At 64.1% G+C, this 14,761-nt stretch carries 22 protein-coding genes; all 22 read left to right on the forward strand.

Annotation, left to right across the window (positions count from 1 at the left end):
- Positions 1–45: 45 nt before the first annotated feature.
- The 22 genes from AB4136_RS06995 (at position 46) to AB4136_RS07100 (ending at position 14,759) form a co-directional block, all read left to right on the forward strand.
- Positions 46–798, forward strand: a complete 753-nt coding sequence (locus AB4136_RS06995) for a glycoside hydrolase family 108 protein (protein WP_441930861.1) — start codon at positions 46–48, stop codon at positions 796–798.
- Positions 798–1,328 (forward strand): hypothetical protein, encoded by a 531-nt coding sequence (locus AB4136_RS07000; RefSeq protein WP_441930863.1) that lies wholly within the window; start codon positions 798–800, stop codon positions 1,326–1,328. Before AB4136_RS06995 ends, AB4136_RS07000 begins: the two co-directional genes overlap by 1 nt.
- Positions 1,325–1,549: a TraR/DksA C4-type zinc finger protein gene (locus AB4136_RS07005; RefSeq protein ID WP_441930865.1), complete on the forward strand. Its 225-nt coding sequence runs from the start codon at positions 1,325–1,327 to the stop codon at positions 1,547–1,549. The genes AB4136_RS07000 and AB4136_RS07005 overlap by 4 nt, the downstream gene beginning before the upstream one ends.
- Entirely contained in the window at positions 1,549–1,905 is a 357-nt protein-coding gene (locus AB4136_RS07010; RefSeq protein WP_441930967.1) for a DUF2730 family protein, read from the forward strand. The genes AB4136_RS07005 and AB4136_RS07010 overlap by 1 nt, the downstream gene beginning before the upstream one ends.
- The gene (locus AB4136_RS07015; RefSeq protein WP_441930867.1) at positions 1,902–2,201 is read left to right on the forward strand and encodes a VpaChn25_0724 family phage protein; all 300 of its coding nucleotides are present in this window, start codon (positions 1,902–1,904) and stop codon (positions 2,199–2,201) included. Before AB4136_RS07010 ends, AB4136_RS07015 begins: the two co-directional genes overlap by 4 nt.
- Before the next feature lies 1 nt (position 2,202).
- Entirely contained in the window at positions 2,203–2,772 is a 570-nt protein-coding gene (locus AB4136_RS07020; protein ID WP_441930868.1) for a DUF3486 family protein, read from the forward strand.
- Complete coding sequence (locus AB4136_RS07025; protein WP_441930870.1) at positions 2,772–4,193, forward strand: phage terminase large subunit family protein; 1,422 nt, start codon at positions 2,772–2,774, stop codon at positions 4,191–4,193. The genes AB4136_RS07020 and AB4136_RS07025 overlap by 1 nt, the downstream gene beginning before the upstream one ends.
- Positions 4,190–5,782 carry a DUF935 domain-containing protein gene (locus AB4136_RS07030; RefSeq protein WP_441930872.1) on the forward strand — a complete coding sequence of 531 codons (1,593 nt, stop codon included), beginning with the start codon at positions 4,190–4,192 and terminating at the stop codon, positions 5,780–5,782. The genes AB4136_RS07025 and AB4136_RS07030 overlap by 4 nt, the downstream gene beginning before the upstream one ends.
- 122 nt (positions 5,783–5,904) lie before the next feature.
- Positions 5,905–7,035, forward strand: a complete 1,131-nt coding sequence (locus AB4136_RS07035; protein ID WP_441930874.1) for a phage head morphogenesis protein — start codon at positions 5,905–5,907, stop codon at positions 7,033–7,035.
- A gap of 100 nt (positions 7,036–7,135) precedes the next feature.
- Entirely contained in the window at positions 7,136–7,633 is a 498-nt protein-coding gene (locus AB4136_RS07040; protein ID WP_441930876.1) for a phage virion morphogenesis protein, read from the forward strand.
- A gap of 68 nt (positions 7,634–7,701) precedes the next feature.
- Entirely contained in the window at positions 7,702–8,757 is a 1,056-nt protein-coding gene (locus tag AB4136_RS07045; RefSeq protein WP_441930878.1) for a phage protease, read from the forward strand.
- The gene (locus tag AB4136_RS07050) at positions 8,757–9,167 is read left to right on the forward strand and encodes a hypothetical protein (RefSeq protein ID WP_441930880.1); all 411 of its coding nucleotides are present in this window, start codon (positions 8,757–8,759) and stop codon (positions 9,165–9,167) included. Before AB4136_RS07045 ends, AB4136_RS07050 begins: the two co-directional genes overlap by 1 nt.
- A gap of 9 nt (positions 9,168–9,176) precedes the next feature.
- Positions 9,177–10,073, forward strand: a complete 897-nt coding sequence (locus AB4136_RS07055; RefSeq protein ID WP_441930882.1) for a Mu-like prophage major head subunit gpT family protein — start codon at positions 9,177–9,179, stop codon at positions 10,071–10,073.
- Positions 10,074–10,205: 132 nt separating this feature from the next.
- Positions 10,206–10,727, forward strand: a complete 522-nt coding sequence (locus AB4136_RS07060; RefSeq protein WP_441930883.1) for a hypothetical protein — start codon at positions 10,206–10,208, stop codon at positions 10,725–10,727.
- A gap of 44 nt (positions 10,728–10,771) precedes the next feature.
- Positions 10,772–11,017, forward strand: a complete 246-nt coding sequence (locus AB4136_RS07065) for an Acb2/Tad1 domain-containing protein (RefSeq protein ID WP_441930885.1) — start codon at positions 10,772–10,774, stop codon at positions 11,015–11,017.
- A complete protein-coding gene (locus AB4136_RS07070) occupies positions 11,014–11,439 on the forward strand; it encodes a gp436 family protein (protein WP_441930887.1) in 426 nt (141 codons plus the stop codon). Before AB4136_RS07065 ends, AB4136_RS07070 begins: the two co-directional genes overlap by 4 nt.
- 2 nt (positions 11,440–11,441) lie before the next feature.
- Positions 11,442–12,026, forward strand: coding sequence for a hypothetical protein (locus AB4136_RS07075; RefSeq protein ID WP_441930889.1), 585 nt, complete (start codon positions 11,442–11,444; stop codon positions 12,024–12,026).
- 11 nt (positions 12,027–12,037) lie between these two features.
- The gene (locus AB4136_RS07080) at positions 12,038–12,280 is read left to right on the forward strand and encodes a DUF2635 domain-containing protein (RefSeq protein WP_441930891.1); all 243 of its coding nucleotides are present in this window, start codon (positions 12,038–12,040) and stop codon (positions 12,278–12,280) included.
- Entirely contained in the window at positions 12,277–13,779 is a 1,503-nt protein-coding gene (locus tag AB4136_RS07085) for a phage tail protein (RefSeq protein ID WP_441930893.1), read from the forward strand. Before AB4136_RS07080 ends, AB4136_RS07085 begins: the two co-directional genes overlap by 4 nt.
- Positions 13,780–13,792: 13 nt before the next feature.
- Positions 13,793–14,152: a phage tail tube protein gene (locus tag AB4136_RS07090; protein ID WP_441930895.1), complete on the forward strand. Its 360-nt coding sequence runs from the start codon at positions 13,793–13,795 to the stop codon at positions 14,150–14,152.
- On the forward strand, positions 14,149–14,631 hold the full coding sequence (locus AB4136_RS07095; protein WP_441930897.1) for a hypothetical protein: 483 nt from the start codon (positions 14,149–14,151) through the stop codon (positions 14,629–14,631). The genes AB4136_RS07090 and AB4136_RS07095 overlap by 4 nt, the downstream gene beginning before the upstream one ends.
- Complete coding sequence (locus tag AB4136_RS07100; protein ID WP_441930899.1) at positions 14,628–14,759, forward strand: hypothetical protein; 132 nt, start codon at positions 14,628–14,630, stop codon at positions 14,757–14,759. The genes AB4136_RS07095 and AB4136_RS07100 overlap by 4 nt, the downstream gene beginning before the upstream one ends.
- The last annotated feature ends 2 nt before the right edge of the window (positions 14,760–14,761 follow it).

Below are 14,761 nucleotides of genomic sequence, written 5' to 3' on the forward strand. Positions count from 1 at the left end.
TAGCCGGGCCATCACCCGGCCTTTCTGCAGCCCGGAGCGGTACCGATGCGCATCAATTTTCTTGCCTGTCTGAAAACCATTCTCCCCTTCGAGGGCCTATGGTCCGACCATCCTCGGGATCCGGGCGGCGCCACGATGAAGGGCATTATCCTCGCGACGTTCCGTCGCTTCTATCCGAACGCCACCAAGGCTGATCTTCGGGCCATCAGTGACGCTGATGTGAGCCGCATCTACCGCCTCGAATTCTGGGACAAAATCGGTGGTGATACGCTTGCGGCGGGTGTCGATCTCGCCGTCTTCGACGCGGCCGTAAACTCGGGACCGGGGCGCGCCAAAGCCTGGTTGAAGGCCTCGATCGGCGGAACGGACGACAAGACGGTCAAGCGCGTTTGCGCGAAGCGGCTCGGCTTCGTCCAGTCACTCAAGATCTGGAAAACCTTCGGCCGCGGCTGGGGCAAACGCATCGCCGCGATCGAGGCGAAGGGCGTTGCCTGGGCGCTCGCCGCCACGGCACCGGCCGCGACCGTCAAAGCCCAGCTCGTCGATGAACAGACGGCCGCCACCAAGACCGCGAAGACGGCCCGGACCAGCGGCGGAACCGCAGGCGCAGCGACTGCCGGTGGCGGTGGCGACGTGCTGGTCAATCCGCACCATGCCGAGCAGCTGGCGGGCTGGGTGATTGGCGGCCTCCTGGTCGCTGGCGCGATCGTGGCGATCGTCCTCATCAGCCGCAGCGTGATCCATCGCCAGCGCGCCGCCGCCTATGCCGCCGAGGCCGAAGCCATGGGGGTGCTGTGATGGATCCCGTCATTGGCACCATCCTGATCGAGGCAGCGACACGTGTCGGCGCGCCGCTGGTCAAATCGCTGCTGGAGCGCTTTCTGGGCGACGACGCCGCCGAGGTCGGCGGCATCGTGATCGACACGGTCGCCGGGAAGCTCGGCGTTCCCCCGGCGCAGATCCCGGACCAGCCGGCCGAGAAGATCGACGCGGCCGTCAAGGAGGTCGAAGGTCAGGCGCCGGACATCCTCGTGCAATGGAACGTCCAGCAGGCCCAGGCGATCGCCCTGCAGAAGGCCGAGATGGACAAGGTCGGTGAGCCGACCTGGACGTGGGCATGGCGGCCGGCCTGGATGTGGTTTCTCGGCTTTCTCTGGTTGTTCCGTTTCGTGGTGGTGCCGACCGTCGACGCTGGCGCCGGCTCCACGATGGCGACACAGCTGCCGTTCGATACGCTCTTCTGGCTGACCGCCACCTTCGCCGGCTTCTACATGGGCGGCCACACGCTGAAGGACACCATGACCAAGTGGCTGGGGCGTCCGCAGTGAAGCTCGGAAACTTCGCCTTTGAACTGGCCGATCTGCGCACCGAGCAGGAACGTGCAACCGGGATCCGCGCCGCCCAGGCCGCACTTGCCGGCCAGGGCTCGCCGATATGCCTGGCCTGCGAGGAAGAGATCGAGCCCGAGCGCCGCCTCGCGCTTCCATCGGCAAAACGGTGCTTGGCCTGTCAGCAGCGCCTCGAACGGTTCAAGCGGAGGCGCAGGTGATGGTGGAACTTCTCGCCCCGTGGATATCCCTGGCGCTGAGCGTGATCGCGCTCATGACCATTGTCTATCGCTGGTTCACCAGCGGCGAAAAGAAGAACGCCGAGGATCTGACCGATCATCGGGACAAGGTCTCGAAATCATTGGAGGCGGTCGGCCAATCGATCGCCGCGCACGATCGCCGGATCCAGGCTGTCGAAGCCGATCTGAAACATCTGCCCGACAAAGACAGCGTGAACGAGCTGAAGCTCACCATGGCCAAACTGGAAGGCACTGTCGGACGGCTCGACGAAAGCCTTAGCAGCGTACAGCGAACGGTGCTGCGCATCGACGACTGGCTGAGAACGGACAGAAAATGAGCGGTTACGAAGATTACATCAACGCTGATGCGCGCCTGGTCATCCTGAAGGAACTGGCGCGCCAGCCGGACGGCCGGCTCAACGAGACGCTGGTCACGGCGGCACTCGACACTTTCGGTTATCGCCGCTCCCGTGAATGGGTGCGGACCCAGCTACGCAAGCTGGAGGAACTGGGCGGCGTCAAGTGCCTGGAGGCGGGCACTGTCCTCATCGCTTCGATCACTCGCTTTGGTCTCGATCATGTCGAGCGACGCTCGGTGATCGACGGCGTCGCGCGCCCTTCGCCGGAGGCATGACATGGCGCGCGGTCGTGGGCGTCTTTCGGGCATTGAGCAGCTGCCGCCAGAAGCGGACCAGATCGTCGCGGACGCAGCCCAGGCGCTGCAGGACCGTGAGCGCACGCAGATCGACATCTACGAAGAATTCTTCAACGCGCTGAACAAGCTCAAGCGGGACCACCGCGGCGAGTTGGAGTTCGCGGTCCCTTCTTTCTCGGCATTCAATCGCTACTCGATACGCTTGTCGGCGATGACCAGGCGCCTGGAGGAGACGCGGGAGATCGCCAGCGCGATCGCGGGCCGCTTCGATGCCCAGGCGTCGGACGATCTGACCTTGATCGCGTCCGAGGCAATCAAGACGCTGGTCTACGAAACCCTCATGGATAGCGGCCGCAGTGGCGCCTCGCCGAAGGAAGCACAGCAACTCGCCAGCGCTCTTTACCGCGCCACCCAGGCGCAGGGCGTTTCCACCAACCGGCGTCTCAAGGTCGAAAAGGAATTTGCCCAGGCAGTCGATACCGTCGGCAAGGTGGCCGGGCTGTCGAAGGAGACGATGGACGAGATCAATCGGCGCCTGGGGATACTGTGATGGGCCGCGCGCTTCGTATCCCGGCGAACCCGGACGCGATTTTCTTGCCCTATCAGAGCAAGTGGATACTCGACAATTCGCGGCTGAAGCTCATGGAAAAGGGGCGGCAGATCGGCCTGTCCTGGTCCACCGCCTATGCCACGGTCTCCCGAACGGCGATGGCGGAAGCGAAGCGCGACCAGTGGGTGTCGTCGCGTGACGACATCCAGGCGCGGCTATTTCTGGAGGATTGCAAGCTCTTTACCGGCATTCTCGACATCGCTGCCCAGGATCTTGGCGAGCAGGCGATCGATCCGGACAGCAAGCACAGCGCCTATGTGCTGCGCTTCGCGAACAATCTCCGCATCCATTCCATGAGTTCCAACCCAGATGCTCAGGCGGGCAAGCGTGGCGGCCGCGTCCTGGACGAGTTCGCCCTTCACCCCGATCCGCGCAAGCTGTGGTCGATTGCCTATCCCGGTATCACCTGGGGCGGCTCGATGGAGGTCATCTCAACCCATCGTGGTTCCCACAATTTTTTCAACCAGCTCGTCCGAGAGGCACGGGAGGGAGGCAATCCGAAGAAGATCAGCTTCCATCGCGTGACGCTGCAGGATGCACTCGACGACGGCTTTCTCTACAAGCTGCAGCAATCGCTGCCGGCCGACGACGAACGCCAGGAGATGGACGAGGCCGAGTACCTTGAGTGGGTGAAGGCCGGATGCGCCGATGAGGAAAGCTTCCTCCAGGAATACATGTGCGTGCCGGCCGACGACGATGCCGCCTTTCTCGAATACGACCTCATCGCCTCCTGCGAATATCCGACCACGATCGACTGGACCCGTACCGAGGGCGGCGAGCTGTATGCGGGCGTCGATATCGGTCGCAAGCGCGACCTCACCGTCATTTGGGTGGTCGAGAGATTGGGCGATGTCCTCTACACCCGACATGTCGAAACGCTGAAAAACATGAGTAAGCCAGAACAGGAAAAGGTGCTCTGGCCGTGGCTCGAACGGTGCGCCCGGACGTGTATGGATGCGACGGGCCTTGGCATCGGTTGGGCCGATGATGCGCAAAAGCGGTTTGGCGAACACGCGGTCGAGGCAGTCACGTTCACCTCTCGCGTGAAAGAGGGCCTAGCCTATCCGGTGCGATCCGGGATGGAAGATCGCAGTTTGCGAATTCCCTTCAACAAGGAAATTCGCGCCGACCTGCGATCGGTTACGAAACAGGTTTCGGTAGGCGGCAACATTCGCTTTACCGCAGAACGAACCCCGGATGGGCATGCTGACCGGTTCTGGGCGCTCGCCCTGGCGATCGAGGCCGCAGCCACCCCGAAATTCGCTTACGGCTATGAAAGCGCGCGCCCTGGTTCAAGCAGTCGTGGCGATACTGACGGCCGCGAGCGCTCCACCGATCCTAGTTTGCGAGGCCGCCTATGAACCTCAAATCCCTGATGCGCGCCGTTGGCCAGCGCCTGGTCGATGCCAGCGGCAACAAGCTGACCGACGCCGAGGTGACAGAAGAGCGCGCCGGCCCGACGACGGTTGGCGTGCGCGACCCGATTTCCGGTCATCCTGCCGACGGCCTGACCCCGAAGCGACTGGCCGCCATCCATCTCGAAGCTGCGTCTGGCGAACCGCTGCGGTATCTGGAATTGGCCGAGGATATCGAAGAGCGCGACCTCCACTATGCCGGTGTCATGGCGACCCGGAAGCGCTCGGTCTCACAACTGCCGATCACGGTGACCGCAGCCTCCGACGCATCCGAGCATAAGAAGCATGCGGAGTATGTGCAGTCCTGGGTGAATGATGGCGTGCTGCAGGCCAGCCTCTTCGACATGCTTGATGCCATCGGCAAAGGCTTCTCGGTGCTGGAGACGGATTGGCAGTCTCATATGGGACATACCTGTCCGCGCGAGTTCGTGTATCGCCCGCAGCGCTGGTTCACGTTCGACCGCACTGATGGCGAAACGGTTCTGTTGCGCGAGGTCAGCGGAGACCAGCCGCTGGCGCCCCACAAGTTCGTGGTGCACAGGCACAAATCGAAATCAGGCCTGACCATCCGCTCCGGCATCGCCCGCGTCGCCAGCTGGGCGTGGATGTACAAGGCGTTCACGCTGAAGGACTGGGCGATCTTTGTTCAGAATTTCGGCTCGCCAATCCGTATCGGCCGCTATGGGCGCAACGCCTCAAACGAAGAGAAGGATATTTTGTGGCGGGCGGTTTCGCAGATTGCTGGTGATTGCGCGGCAATCGTGCCGCAGGACATGTCGATCGAGTTCCAGGAAGTTGCGGCGAAGAGCGCGAGCACCGACCTGTTCGAGAGCCGGGCTGACTGGATGGATCGGCAGATCTCGAAAGCCGTGCTCGGCCAAACCACGACCACGGACGCGGTCTCGGGCGGCCATGCGGTTTCGAGGGAGCATCGGCTGGTCCAGGAGGACATTGAGCGTTCCGACGCGATCGCGGCCTCGACCACGACCAATCGACAGATTGTGCCGAACCTGGTCGCCTTCGAGTTCGGCCCGCAGGACCACTATCCGACGATCGCCATCGGCCGTCCTGATGAAGTGCCCTTGAAGGAGTTTGCCGAGGCCTTCGACAAGCTCGGCAAGCACGGCCTGACCGCGCCCGCCAGTTGGGCGCGGTCGCGTCTCGGCATCCCGGCACCGAAGGAAGGCGAAGAGGTGATCGGCGGTCGTCAGCCGGATCCGGCGAAAACCACCGAGCCGCAAACCAATTCGGTCTCCAACTTGCTGCGCACGCGCCACGCCCGCGAGCAGACGGATACGATCGTCGAGCAGCTCACCCAGCGCATCGAGAACGACGCGGCCGGTGCCATGGCCGGATTGACCGACGAGATCCGCGCGATCCTGGAGAATGCCACCGACCTGGCCGACGCCGCCGAAAAACTCACCCGGCTCAACCTGTCGCCGAAAGCCCTGGCCGTTGCCATGGCGCGGGGCATGGCGCTTTCGCATCTCGCCGGACAGGCGGCCCTGGTCGACGAACTGACAGGCCGCAAATGACCGGCCGCAGAAACGGCCCAGGAACGCTTTCGGTGCTCAGGATGGCCCGAGATAGCCACGACGCCCCCAAAGCGCGCTCACGGGCTTTGAGCAGGCCTTTATTTCGAGGCTAAGGACCGGTCATGGCCGACACGAACATCAGTGCGCTCGATCTGCCCTTCGATGCGGCCATTCGGTTCTTCCGCGACAAGGCCTCGGTTACGACGCGCAGCTGGACAGATGTTTACGCGGCGGCCCATTCCCGCGCCTTCATGGTGGCCGGTGCGGCGACCAACGCCCTGGTCGACGACTTCCGCCGCGAGATCGCCAAGGCGCTGGAAAAAGGGACCACGCTGGCCGAGTTCCGCGGTGCCTTCGACGACATCGTCAAGCGCAACGGCTGGGACCACACCGGAAGCCGCAATTGGCGATCGAGACTGATCTTCGACACCAACCTTCGCACCGCGTATCAGGCCGGTCGCTATGCCCAGCAAACCGAGCCCGACACGCTGGAGGCTTTTCCCTTCTGGCAATACAACCACTCGGGCTCCCTTCATCCTCGCAAGGAACATTTGGCCTGGGATGGGCAGGTTTGGCGAGCCGACGATCCAGTCTGGACGCGGATCTACCCCGCGAACGGTTGGCATTGCGGTTGCTTCGTAACGGTCGTGTCGCGGCTCGATCTCAAGCGCCAGGGCAAGAAAGGCCCCGATCCTTCGCCGGACCTGCTGTTCCGCGCCGAAGAAGTCGGCGGCAAGCGTGTCATGGTTCCGTTCGGGGTAGACGCCGGCTTTGAGTACAATCCGGGTCAGGCCTGGTTGTCGCGGACCTTGCCCGGATCCGAAACCGTTGCCGCCGCGCCCGGCATGATCGAGCGGTTCGCCAAGATGGCGGTCGGTGGTCAATGGCCTGGTACCAGCTGGGTGCCCGCCGCGCTGACACCGCGCCGGCTGGCCGGTCCCCTGGGCGTCGATCTGGCCAGCGAGGTCCGGCTGTCGGCCGACACCATTCGATCCCACGTCAAGCATCGCCATGCGACGCCGGAATTCTACGGCACCGCGCCCGAACAGCTGGTGGAAAAGGGCGAGCTGATCGAGCGCGAGGATGGCCGGCTGTTGCTGCATGCCACGATCGACGGCGAGCCTTACGCGGCAGCGCTGAAGGTTGTGCGCCGCCAGCACGGCGATGAGGTCTACCTGCTTTCGCTGCGACGCACGAATGCTCGCCAGATCGCGCGGCTGCGCGACGAGGGAAAGGTACTGACCGGGAAATGAAAAATGCGCCGGAGTGGCCGGAAATACCACCCAAGTCCCGAAGGACCGCTTCCTGCTCGACGCAACGCGAATATAGGCCTGGCACCGGGTTGAGGCAAGCATGAGCGGCGTAACGCTGGAAACCCGGATCACCGACCATGGTGTTGGCCAGGCTTTCACCAGCCTGATCGGCCTGATGGGCAACACCACGCCGATCATGTCGGCGATCGGCACCGGCATGGTCTCGTCGACGCATCGCCGGTTCATTTCGCAAAGCAGTCCCGACGGCGAAAAGTGGAAGGCGCTGAGCGACGACTACAAGGCCATGAAACGCAATGCGCGGATCCTGACCGAGAGCGGCAGGCTGCGCGACAGCATTTCCAGCGCGCCCGGCAACGACTATGTGCGGGTCGGCACCAATGTCATCTACGGCGCCATTCACCAGTTCGGCGGCACGATCGTGCCGAAGAACGCTTCTCATCTCGTGTTCCGATTGTCCTCTGGCGTGGTGCTGGCGAAGTCTGTTACGCTGGACGCACGGCCCTATCTCGGGATCTCCGACGACGATGAGGAGATGATCGCCGACATCGTCTTCCGGTTCCTGCGCCGCTTCCAGTAGATCGCCCACATACATGCCCGTCTTGGCGGGCATGATGGCGATGCCCGCATCAGGCCAGTATCGGCCCGATGAAAACGGTCCTCAACTCCATCACCCACAGCATGCTGGCCGGCACCGCCGCTGGCGACGTTCCCGAGTTCATTCATCTGCTGCCGGCCGGCACGTTCACCGGCGTCGACGGTCGCGGCCCCTATGAGCTTGGCGATGTCGACAAGCTGATGGCGGCCTCGCTGCCGGTAGGCCGCAAGCTGCCGGTCGACATCAACCATTCGATCGACCTGCTCAACGGAACCGGCAAGGAGACGCCCGCCGTTGGCTGGATCGTAGCTCTTGAAGGTCGCGAGGACGGGGTTTGGGGCAAGGTCGAGTGGACCGCCAAGGGTGAGCAGACGCTTGCCGACAAGGCATACGGGTTCGTCTCGCCGGTGTTCACCTCACATGCCGCCAAGCCGCGCCGCGTCGTGCAGTTGCTGCGCGCCAGCCTGACCAACGACCCCAATCTTCAACTGACCGCACTTCACACCCGAGATCATTCACAAACCGACGGAGATCCAGCAATGGACGAAGAACTGCGGAAGGCTCTGGGCCTTCCCGAGACGGCCGACGAGGCGGCGATCCTTGCCGCCCTTGAAGCCGCAGTAGCCGCATCCACCGGCGCGGTGGCGACCATGTCGCGCGTTGCGACGGCGGCCGGCCTCCAGGCGGGGGCAACCGCTGACGAGGTGGTGACTGCCCTGCAGGCGCGCACTGCAACCGGCGACGACGCCGAAAAGGTCGAGCTGCGCGACCAGGTGAAAGACCTAAGCACGCGTCTGACGACGTTGGTCAACACGCACGCCAAGGCCCGCGCCGAAACGGTCGTCGACAAGGCGATCGAGGATTTGAAGATCGTGCCGACCCTGCGCGATCGCTTCATCATCCGCCACATGAAGGAGCCGGCCGATGTCGAGGCCGAGATCAAGCTGATGCCGTCGCTCAACAGCGGCGGGCTCGGCAATCGCCGCATGGTCGAGGAAGGCGGCGCCTCGCTCTCCGACGCCGACGACACCGTCTGCAACCTCATGGGCCTCGATCCGGCGAAGTACGCCGAAACCGCCAAGCAGCTGAAGAAGGAGACGCACTGATGGCCGCGCTGGGTTCCGATCGCGACACCAAGCACCGCAGCGGCGATGTCCGCGAGCTGCCCGTTAAGGCCGCCACCATCCTCTATGCCGGGGCAATGGCGGCAGTGAATGCGGCGGGTCAGGTCGTGCCGATGGCGACGGCCCTCGGCCTGCGCGGGCTTGGGCGCGTTGAGCGCCGTGCCGACAACTCGGCGGGCGCGGATGGTGCGATCCGGGCGAGGGTCGGCGCTGGCATCTACCGCTTCGCCAACTCCGCAGCTGCCGACCAGATCACCGCCGCCGATATCAACAACGATTGCTACGGCGTCGACGACCAGACGGTCGCCAAGACCAATGGCGGCAATACGCGGTCGGTCGCCGGCAAGATCTACGACGTGGACGCCCAGGGCGTCTGGGTCAAGTTTTCCTAGGAGCCCTCGATGCTGATCAATTCGACTTCTCTGCGCTCGCTCTACACCGGCTACTCGACGGCGTTCCAGGGCGGCTTTGCGGGCGTTACGCCCCTGTACCAGCGCGTCGCCACAACGGTGAATTCGACGACCCGCGAAAACGAATATGGCTGGCTTGGCCAGATGCCGCGTTTCCGCGAATGGATCGGCGATCGTCAGGTCAATTCACTGAAGACACACGGCTACACCATCAAGAACAAGCCGTTCGAAAACACGGTCGGCGTGGATCGCGACGACATCGAAGACGACAATATCGGCGTCTACACGCCGCTGTTTACGGAACTCGGCCGCGCGTCGGCGAGCTTCCCGGACGAGCTGGTGTTTCCATTCCTGAAGGCCGGGTTCACCACCACTTGCTACGACGGCCAGTATTTCTTCGACACCGACCATCCGGTTGTCGACGAGAACGGCGCTGAGGCTTCCGTGTCCAACTCGGGCGGCGGCAATGGCACGCCCTGGTTCCTGCTCGACGTGTCGCGTGCTCTCAAGCCCGTGATCTACCAGAGCCGCAAGAAGTTCGACCGCCTGGTGCGCAAGGACCAGGAGACCGACGACAACGTCTTCAATCGCAAGGAATTCGTCTACGGCACCGATGGCCGCTGCAATGTCGGCTTCGGCTTCTGGCAGATGGCATACGGCTCCAAGCAGGCACTCGACCCGGCCGCCTACGAGGCTGCCCGTGTCGCCATGGGTAACTTCAAGGGCGACAACGGTCGGCCCCTGGGCATCGTGCCCAACCTCTTGGTCGTGCCGCCGTCCCTCGAAGGTGCTGGCAAACGCATCCTGCAGTCGCTCCTCGTCAATGGCGGCGAGAGCAACCCGTGGGCCAACACCGCCGAGCTGGTGGTGGTCCCCTGGCTGGCATGACGAATTAGGCAGCGGCCGCGAGGACCGTCCGCTGTCTACGACCCGGCGCCTGGGGGGATGCCCATCGGCGCCGGGTCTCTCAAAAAGGGCCGAACCCCGACCCCTTTTGCGAGACCCGAAGCGAGGAAGAATATGTCCAGGAAAACCGACGCGGCCGATGACGCCAGCAAGGCGAAAGACCAGGCCTCAACCAATTCGACGCATACCCCCGGAGAGAGCGACCAGGGCGGGGCCGGCAATACGGCCGGCTCCGCAGGTGCGCCGACCGCTGACGAGCTGATCAAGGCGGGAGCCGAGGCGTCGCGTCACCAGATGGCGGAAGTCAATGACTTCCTGAAGGCCGAACAGGAGAAGGTCGCGGGGCCGCAAAATCTCGGCGAGGCCATGCGGGAGTGGGACGAACGGGGCTACGGCCCGAAAGGCGAGTTCCGAACATTCTTCCCTAAACTCACGGCCGCGATCGAGGCCTGGCAGGCGAGCGGCGTAGCCGAACCGCCGACCGGGTTGCGCATCGTCGCTACGGTCGACGGGTTCCGCAGGTGCGGCCTCACGCACTCCAAGTCGGGCACCAACCACCCGCTGGAAGCGTTTCCGTCGCCGGTACAGCTCGAACAGCTTTTCTCCGAGCCGAACCTGGTCGTGAGTTTCGTCTGATGGTGCTTCCTGGACCCGACCGGCCTGGATGCCGGCAGCCGACAGTGAAGAAGGTTGCTCCTGGCTTGCCGATTGCTGGCTACAGGCCGCAGTCCGCCGAGGTGATCGCGGCCGTGAATGCTCACAAGGTGACTGAGGAGATGATCCTTCGTCACCTCGATGGGCTCGACGGCGACCAGTTTGACCGTCGCTGGCTGGCTGTTGCGCGCACCCATTTCGAACTGGGGTTTATGGCGCTCAACCGCGCCGTGCTCCGACCAGAGCGTATCAAGTTGGAGGGAGACGAGTGAGCTACGCCACCGTCCAGGACATGGTCGACCGCTTCGGTGAAACCGAGATGATCCGGCTTTCGCGGCCGGAAGATCGCGACGCCACGACAGTGCTTGCCGCCAAGGTCGAGCTGGCGATCGCCGATGCGTGCGGGCTGATCGACGACTATCTGCGCGGTCGCTACCGCGTGCCGGTCGCCGCCCCGGAAAAGAGCATCGTGCGTGCCGCCTGTGTGCTGGCGCGCTACGACCTGGCGAAGGGCGAGCGGACCGAGCCGACCGAGCAGATGCGCCTGGACCGCAAGGAGGTGATCGCCTGGCTTGACGGTATCGCGGCCGGCCGCATCAACATCGAAGCGCCGCCCGCCGGTGAACTTGGCTCCACCGGCGCCCGCATCTCCGACCGCATCAACGTCTTCGATCACCAGAGATTGCGAGGCTGATCGTGGATCTGGCGCTCGCTCCAATCCGCACCATCGAACCGGCGATCGTGGCCCGGTTGCGACTGGCCTTCCCTTCGAAGGAGTTCCAGATCCAGCGGATACCGCCCGTTCTCACGGTGAAGGAGTTCGAGCGCGTGGTGCGATTGACCCCGTTCATCGGGCTGGCATGGATCGGCTTCAGGCCGGACCCGGCCTCCGGCCGACAGCTCGCGGCGGCAATGCGCTGGCGCCTGGTGATGATCGTCAAAGCGTCATCGAGCCTTGAAACCCGTTTCAAGGGCGATCGAATGGACATCGGTATGGATGCCATGATCGACGTGGCGGCAGCCCTCCTGCAGGGCGCGGTGTTCGACGGTATCGGCGCCAGCGCAGTCACGGGAGCCGAGGCGGTCTATGCCGACGGCTGGAGCGATGACGCCACAGTCGTTGCGAACCTCGACTTCGAGGTCCGTTACCAGTTCAGCCCGGCGGCCCTGCAGCTCAAGACCATCGACGATTTCCAGCAGCTCGGCGTGACCTGGCTGAACGCGGACAGCCCGGCAGCCGGTGGCGTCGATGCTCCGCAAACCGTTCAGCCCAACAGCTAGGAGCAAAAGACGTGCCCGAACAGAAACTGAAACTCGCGGAAGGCCGGTCGGTGCCGATGGAAGACGGCAGCGTCTGGCCGGCCGATGGCGCCACCGTCGAGGTGACGCTCTACATCCGCCGCCGCCTGGCGGACGGCGACCTGGTCGCGGCCGACGACGAGATCGCCGAGCCGAAAGGCAGCAAACCCGTCGATCCGCCTACACCCGAAGATCCCGACACTTCCGGCCGCAAGGGCCGCAACGGAGGCAAATGAGCATGGAACCGATGATCTTCGACGAGATCCCGTATGACTGGCTGGAGCCTGGCACCTATATCGAGGTGAAGCCGAACTATCGCACTATGGGCGTTTTGCCCTATCCGGTGCGCAATCTGATCGTCGGCCAGAAGCTCGCCGCCGGCACGCTGGCGCCCGGCCAGTTCGTCGAGGTGGTTCGCCCGGAACAGGCGGTCGCGCTGTTCGGACAGGGTTCGATCGGCGCCGAGCAGGTGATCGCCTTCCGTAAGGCCAACAAGACCCAACCCCTGTTCGTGACGGCGCTTGCCGACGATCCGGGCGCGGTCAAGGCGTCGGGTACACTCACCTTTACCGGTGCGGTTGCCGCTGCCATGGTCCTGCGTTTCAAGATCGCTGGCAGGGCCGTCCGTATCACGGCACAGGCCGGCGCCACAGTCACGACCATGGCCTCCGCGCTGAAGGATGCCATCAATGCGGATCCGGCGCTGGTAGTGACGGCCGCTTCCGCACTCGGCGTCGTGACCGTCACCGCCCGCAATGGCGGTGAGGTCGGAAACGATATCGATCTGCGCGTCGACACCAAAGCGCAGCCGCTGCCGTCCGGCCTGGCCGTCGCGATCGCGCCGATGGCCGGCGGCGCCGGCAATCCCGCCCTGCAGCCGGTGCTCGATGCCATTGCCAACACCTGGTACACGGCCGTGCAGCATCCCTGGTCGGACGCAACCAATATGGGCGCATTCGCCGCCTGGCTCGCCGACCGCTACAAGGCAATGTCGAAGCTGGACGCACATGGCTACGTGGCCAAGCGCGGCACCTTCGCGACCCTCGGCGCTTTCGGCGAGCTGACCAATTCGCCGTTCCTGACGGCCGCCGGGCTGAACAAGTCGTCGACCAGCTCGTGGATCCTGTCGGCCACTCAGATGGGCCTGTGCTCGTTCCACCTGGCCAACGATCCGGCCCGCCAGTTGCGGTCTTTGGTTCTGCCCGGCGTCGAGGCGCCGGACCCGATCGACCAGTATACCGAGACCGAGCAGGATCTGCTCCTGCGCAAGGGCATTTCCACCTTCGATTGCCTTGCCGACGGCACGGTGACGATTTCGCGCGTAGCCACGACCTACAAGGTGTCCAATCTCGGCGTGCCCGACCGCGCCTGGCTCGACATCATGGTGCCGGCCACGATGAGCCGGATCCGCTACGATTGGGCCGGCTATGTGACACTGCTCTATCCGCGCGCGAAGCTGGTCGATGACGAAAACAATGCGGCCTTCACCAGCCGCAACGACAGCGACGAAGATCCCGGCAATGCCGTGGTGACCCCGCGCCGCATGCACGGCTCCTGGGCGGCTCGCTGCCGGCTCTATGGCGATCGCGCCTGGATCGAGGACATCGAGCGCACGGTCAAGGAAAGCGTTTTCCAACGCGCCGTCGATGACAAGAACCGGCTGGAGAGCCGCCAGCAGGTCCGCATCGTCGGCAACCTGATGACGCTCGCCGGCTCGCTCGAATTCCAGGTCTAACAAGGAGGCTCACATGCAGACGCTCGGCATCGTCGACATTGTCTGGCGCGGTCGGAATATTCCGGTCGAGAAAGGCGCCAAGATCAAGGTCGGCGGCATCAAGAACAATGTCGTCACCTATGGCCGCAAGGCCGCCCGCGCCCAGGAGTTCGAGGCCACCGAGGTAACGGCCACGACGAACCTCGAACGCGGCCAGCGCTACGGGAACCTTTGGGATCCCGGCGAAGGCGAATTGCAGGTGGTGTGCGACACCGGCCAGACCTTCGTCCTCGCCGACGCCTTCCTGACCGACCACCCGGATGTGACGGGCGGCGAAGGCGGCAAGATCGAACTCAAATGGGCAGGCTCGGCGCCTGAAGAGGTGCTGGCATGAGCGGCCCGAAGAAGGAAATCAGCATCGACCTGGACGAGGACCAGGTCCAGGGCTCGGGTTCGGCCGAAGCCATTGTCGACGAGGAGGCCCCGATAGCGGTCGACGCGGAAACGGACGCCGATGTCGTCGACGAGGACATCGACCCGCTCGACCGCCTGCCGCCGCACGCGAAGAAGAACCAGGACGGCTCGGTTACCTTGCCGCTCAAGTTCCCGCGCGATCTCCAGATCCGCAAGAACGGGAAGGTCCGCACCGATCGCTATGAGCGTCTCGTCTTCCATCGGCTGAATGGTGCCGACCAGCGCGCGATCGCTGCCGCGAAAGAGGATGACATGAGCGTTGTTGCTTTCGCCCGTTCCACCCGCATCAGCCAGGCGATCATGAACGCGCTGTTTGACAAGATGGACGGCGCCGACATCGCCGCCGGTGGCCAGGTACTGAACAGTTTTTTCGCGACTGGCCGGACAACTGGCAGGTGATCCTGGGCGGGCTGGTCGACGGGACCGGCCTGTCCGCCAGTGAAGTCGATCGCTTCACCGCCACCGATGCAGTGTTCTGGTGGAACGCGATCATGGCCTACCGCGAGGAGGCCTCAAAGAAGGAGTGAGG

Origin of the sequence: Mesorhizobium sp. 2RAF21 (assembly GCF_052115345.1) — a bacterium.
Lineage (GTDB): Bacteria > Pseudomonadota > Alphaproteobacteria > Rhizobiales > Rhizobiaceae > Mesorhizobium > Mesorhizobium terrae.

Bases quoted from the DNA above. Each gene is read 5' to 3' on its own strand.
- AB4136_RS06995 (WP_441930861.1), top strand. From the start codon at position 46: ATGCGCATCAATTTTCTTGCCTGTCTGAAAACCATTCTCCCCTTCGAG.
- AB4136_RS07000 (WP_441930863.1), top strand. From the start codon at position 798: ATGGATCCCGTCATTGGCACCATCCTGATCGAGGCAGCGACACGTGTC.
- AB4136_RS07010 (WP_441930967.1), top strand. From the start codon at position 1,549: ATGGTGGAACTTCTCGCCCCGTGGATATCCCTGGCGCTGAGCGTGATC.
- AB4136_RS07015 (WP_441930867.1), top strand. From the start codon at position 1,902: ATGAGCGGTTACGAAGATTACATCAACGCTGATGCGCGCCTGGTCATC.
- AB4136_RS07020 (WP_441930868.1), top strand. From the start codon at position 2,203: ATGGCGCGCGGTCGTGGGCGTCTTTCGGGCATTGAGCAGCTGCCGCCA.
- AB4136_RS07025 (WP_441930870.1), top strand. From the start codon at position 2,772: ATGGGCCGCGCGCTTCGTATCCCGGCGAACCCGGACGCGATTTTCTTG.
- AB4136_RS07030 (WP_441930872.1), top strand. From the start codon at position 4,190: ATGAACCTCAAATCCCTGATGCGCGCCGTTGGCCAGCGCCTGGTCGAT.
- AB4136_RS07035 (WP_441930874.1), top strand. From the start codon at position 5,905: ATGGCCGACACGAACATCAGTGCGCTCGATCTGCCCTTCGATGCGGCC.
- AB4136_RS07040 (WP_441930876.1), top strand. From the start codon at position 7,136: ATGAGCGGCGTAACGCTGGAAACCCGGATCACCGACCATGGTGTTGGC.
- AB4136_RS07045 (WP_441930878.1), top strand. From the start codon at position 7,702: ATGAAAACGGTCCTCAACTCCATCACCCACAGCATGCTGGCCGGCACC.
- AB4136_RS07050 (WP_441930880.1), top strand. From the start codon at position 8,757: ATGGCCGCGCTGGGTTCCGATCGCGACACCAAGCACCGCAGCGGCGAT.
- AB4136_RS07055 (WP_441930882.1), top strand. From the start codon at position 9,177: ATGCTGATCAATTCGACTTCTCTGCGCTCGCTCTACACCGGCTACTCG.
- AB4136_RS07060 (WP_441930883.1), top strand. From the start codon at position 10,206: ATGTCCAGGAAAACCGACGCGGCCGATGACGCCAGCAAGGCGAAAGAC.
- AB4136_RS07085 (WP_441930893.1), top strand. From the start codon at position 12,277: ATGAGCATGGAACCGATGATCTTCGACGAGATCCCGTATGACTGGCTG.
- AB4136_RS07090 (WP_441930895.1), top strand. From the start codon at position 13,793: ATGCAGACGCTCGGCATCGTCGACATTGTCTGGCGCGGTCGGAATATT.
- AB4136_RS07095 (WP_441930897.1), top strand. From the start codon at position 14,149: ATGAGCGGCCCGAAGAAGGAAATCAGCATCGACCTGGACGAGGACCAG.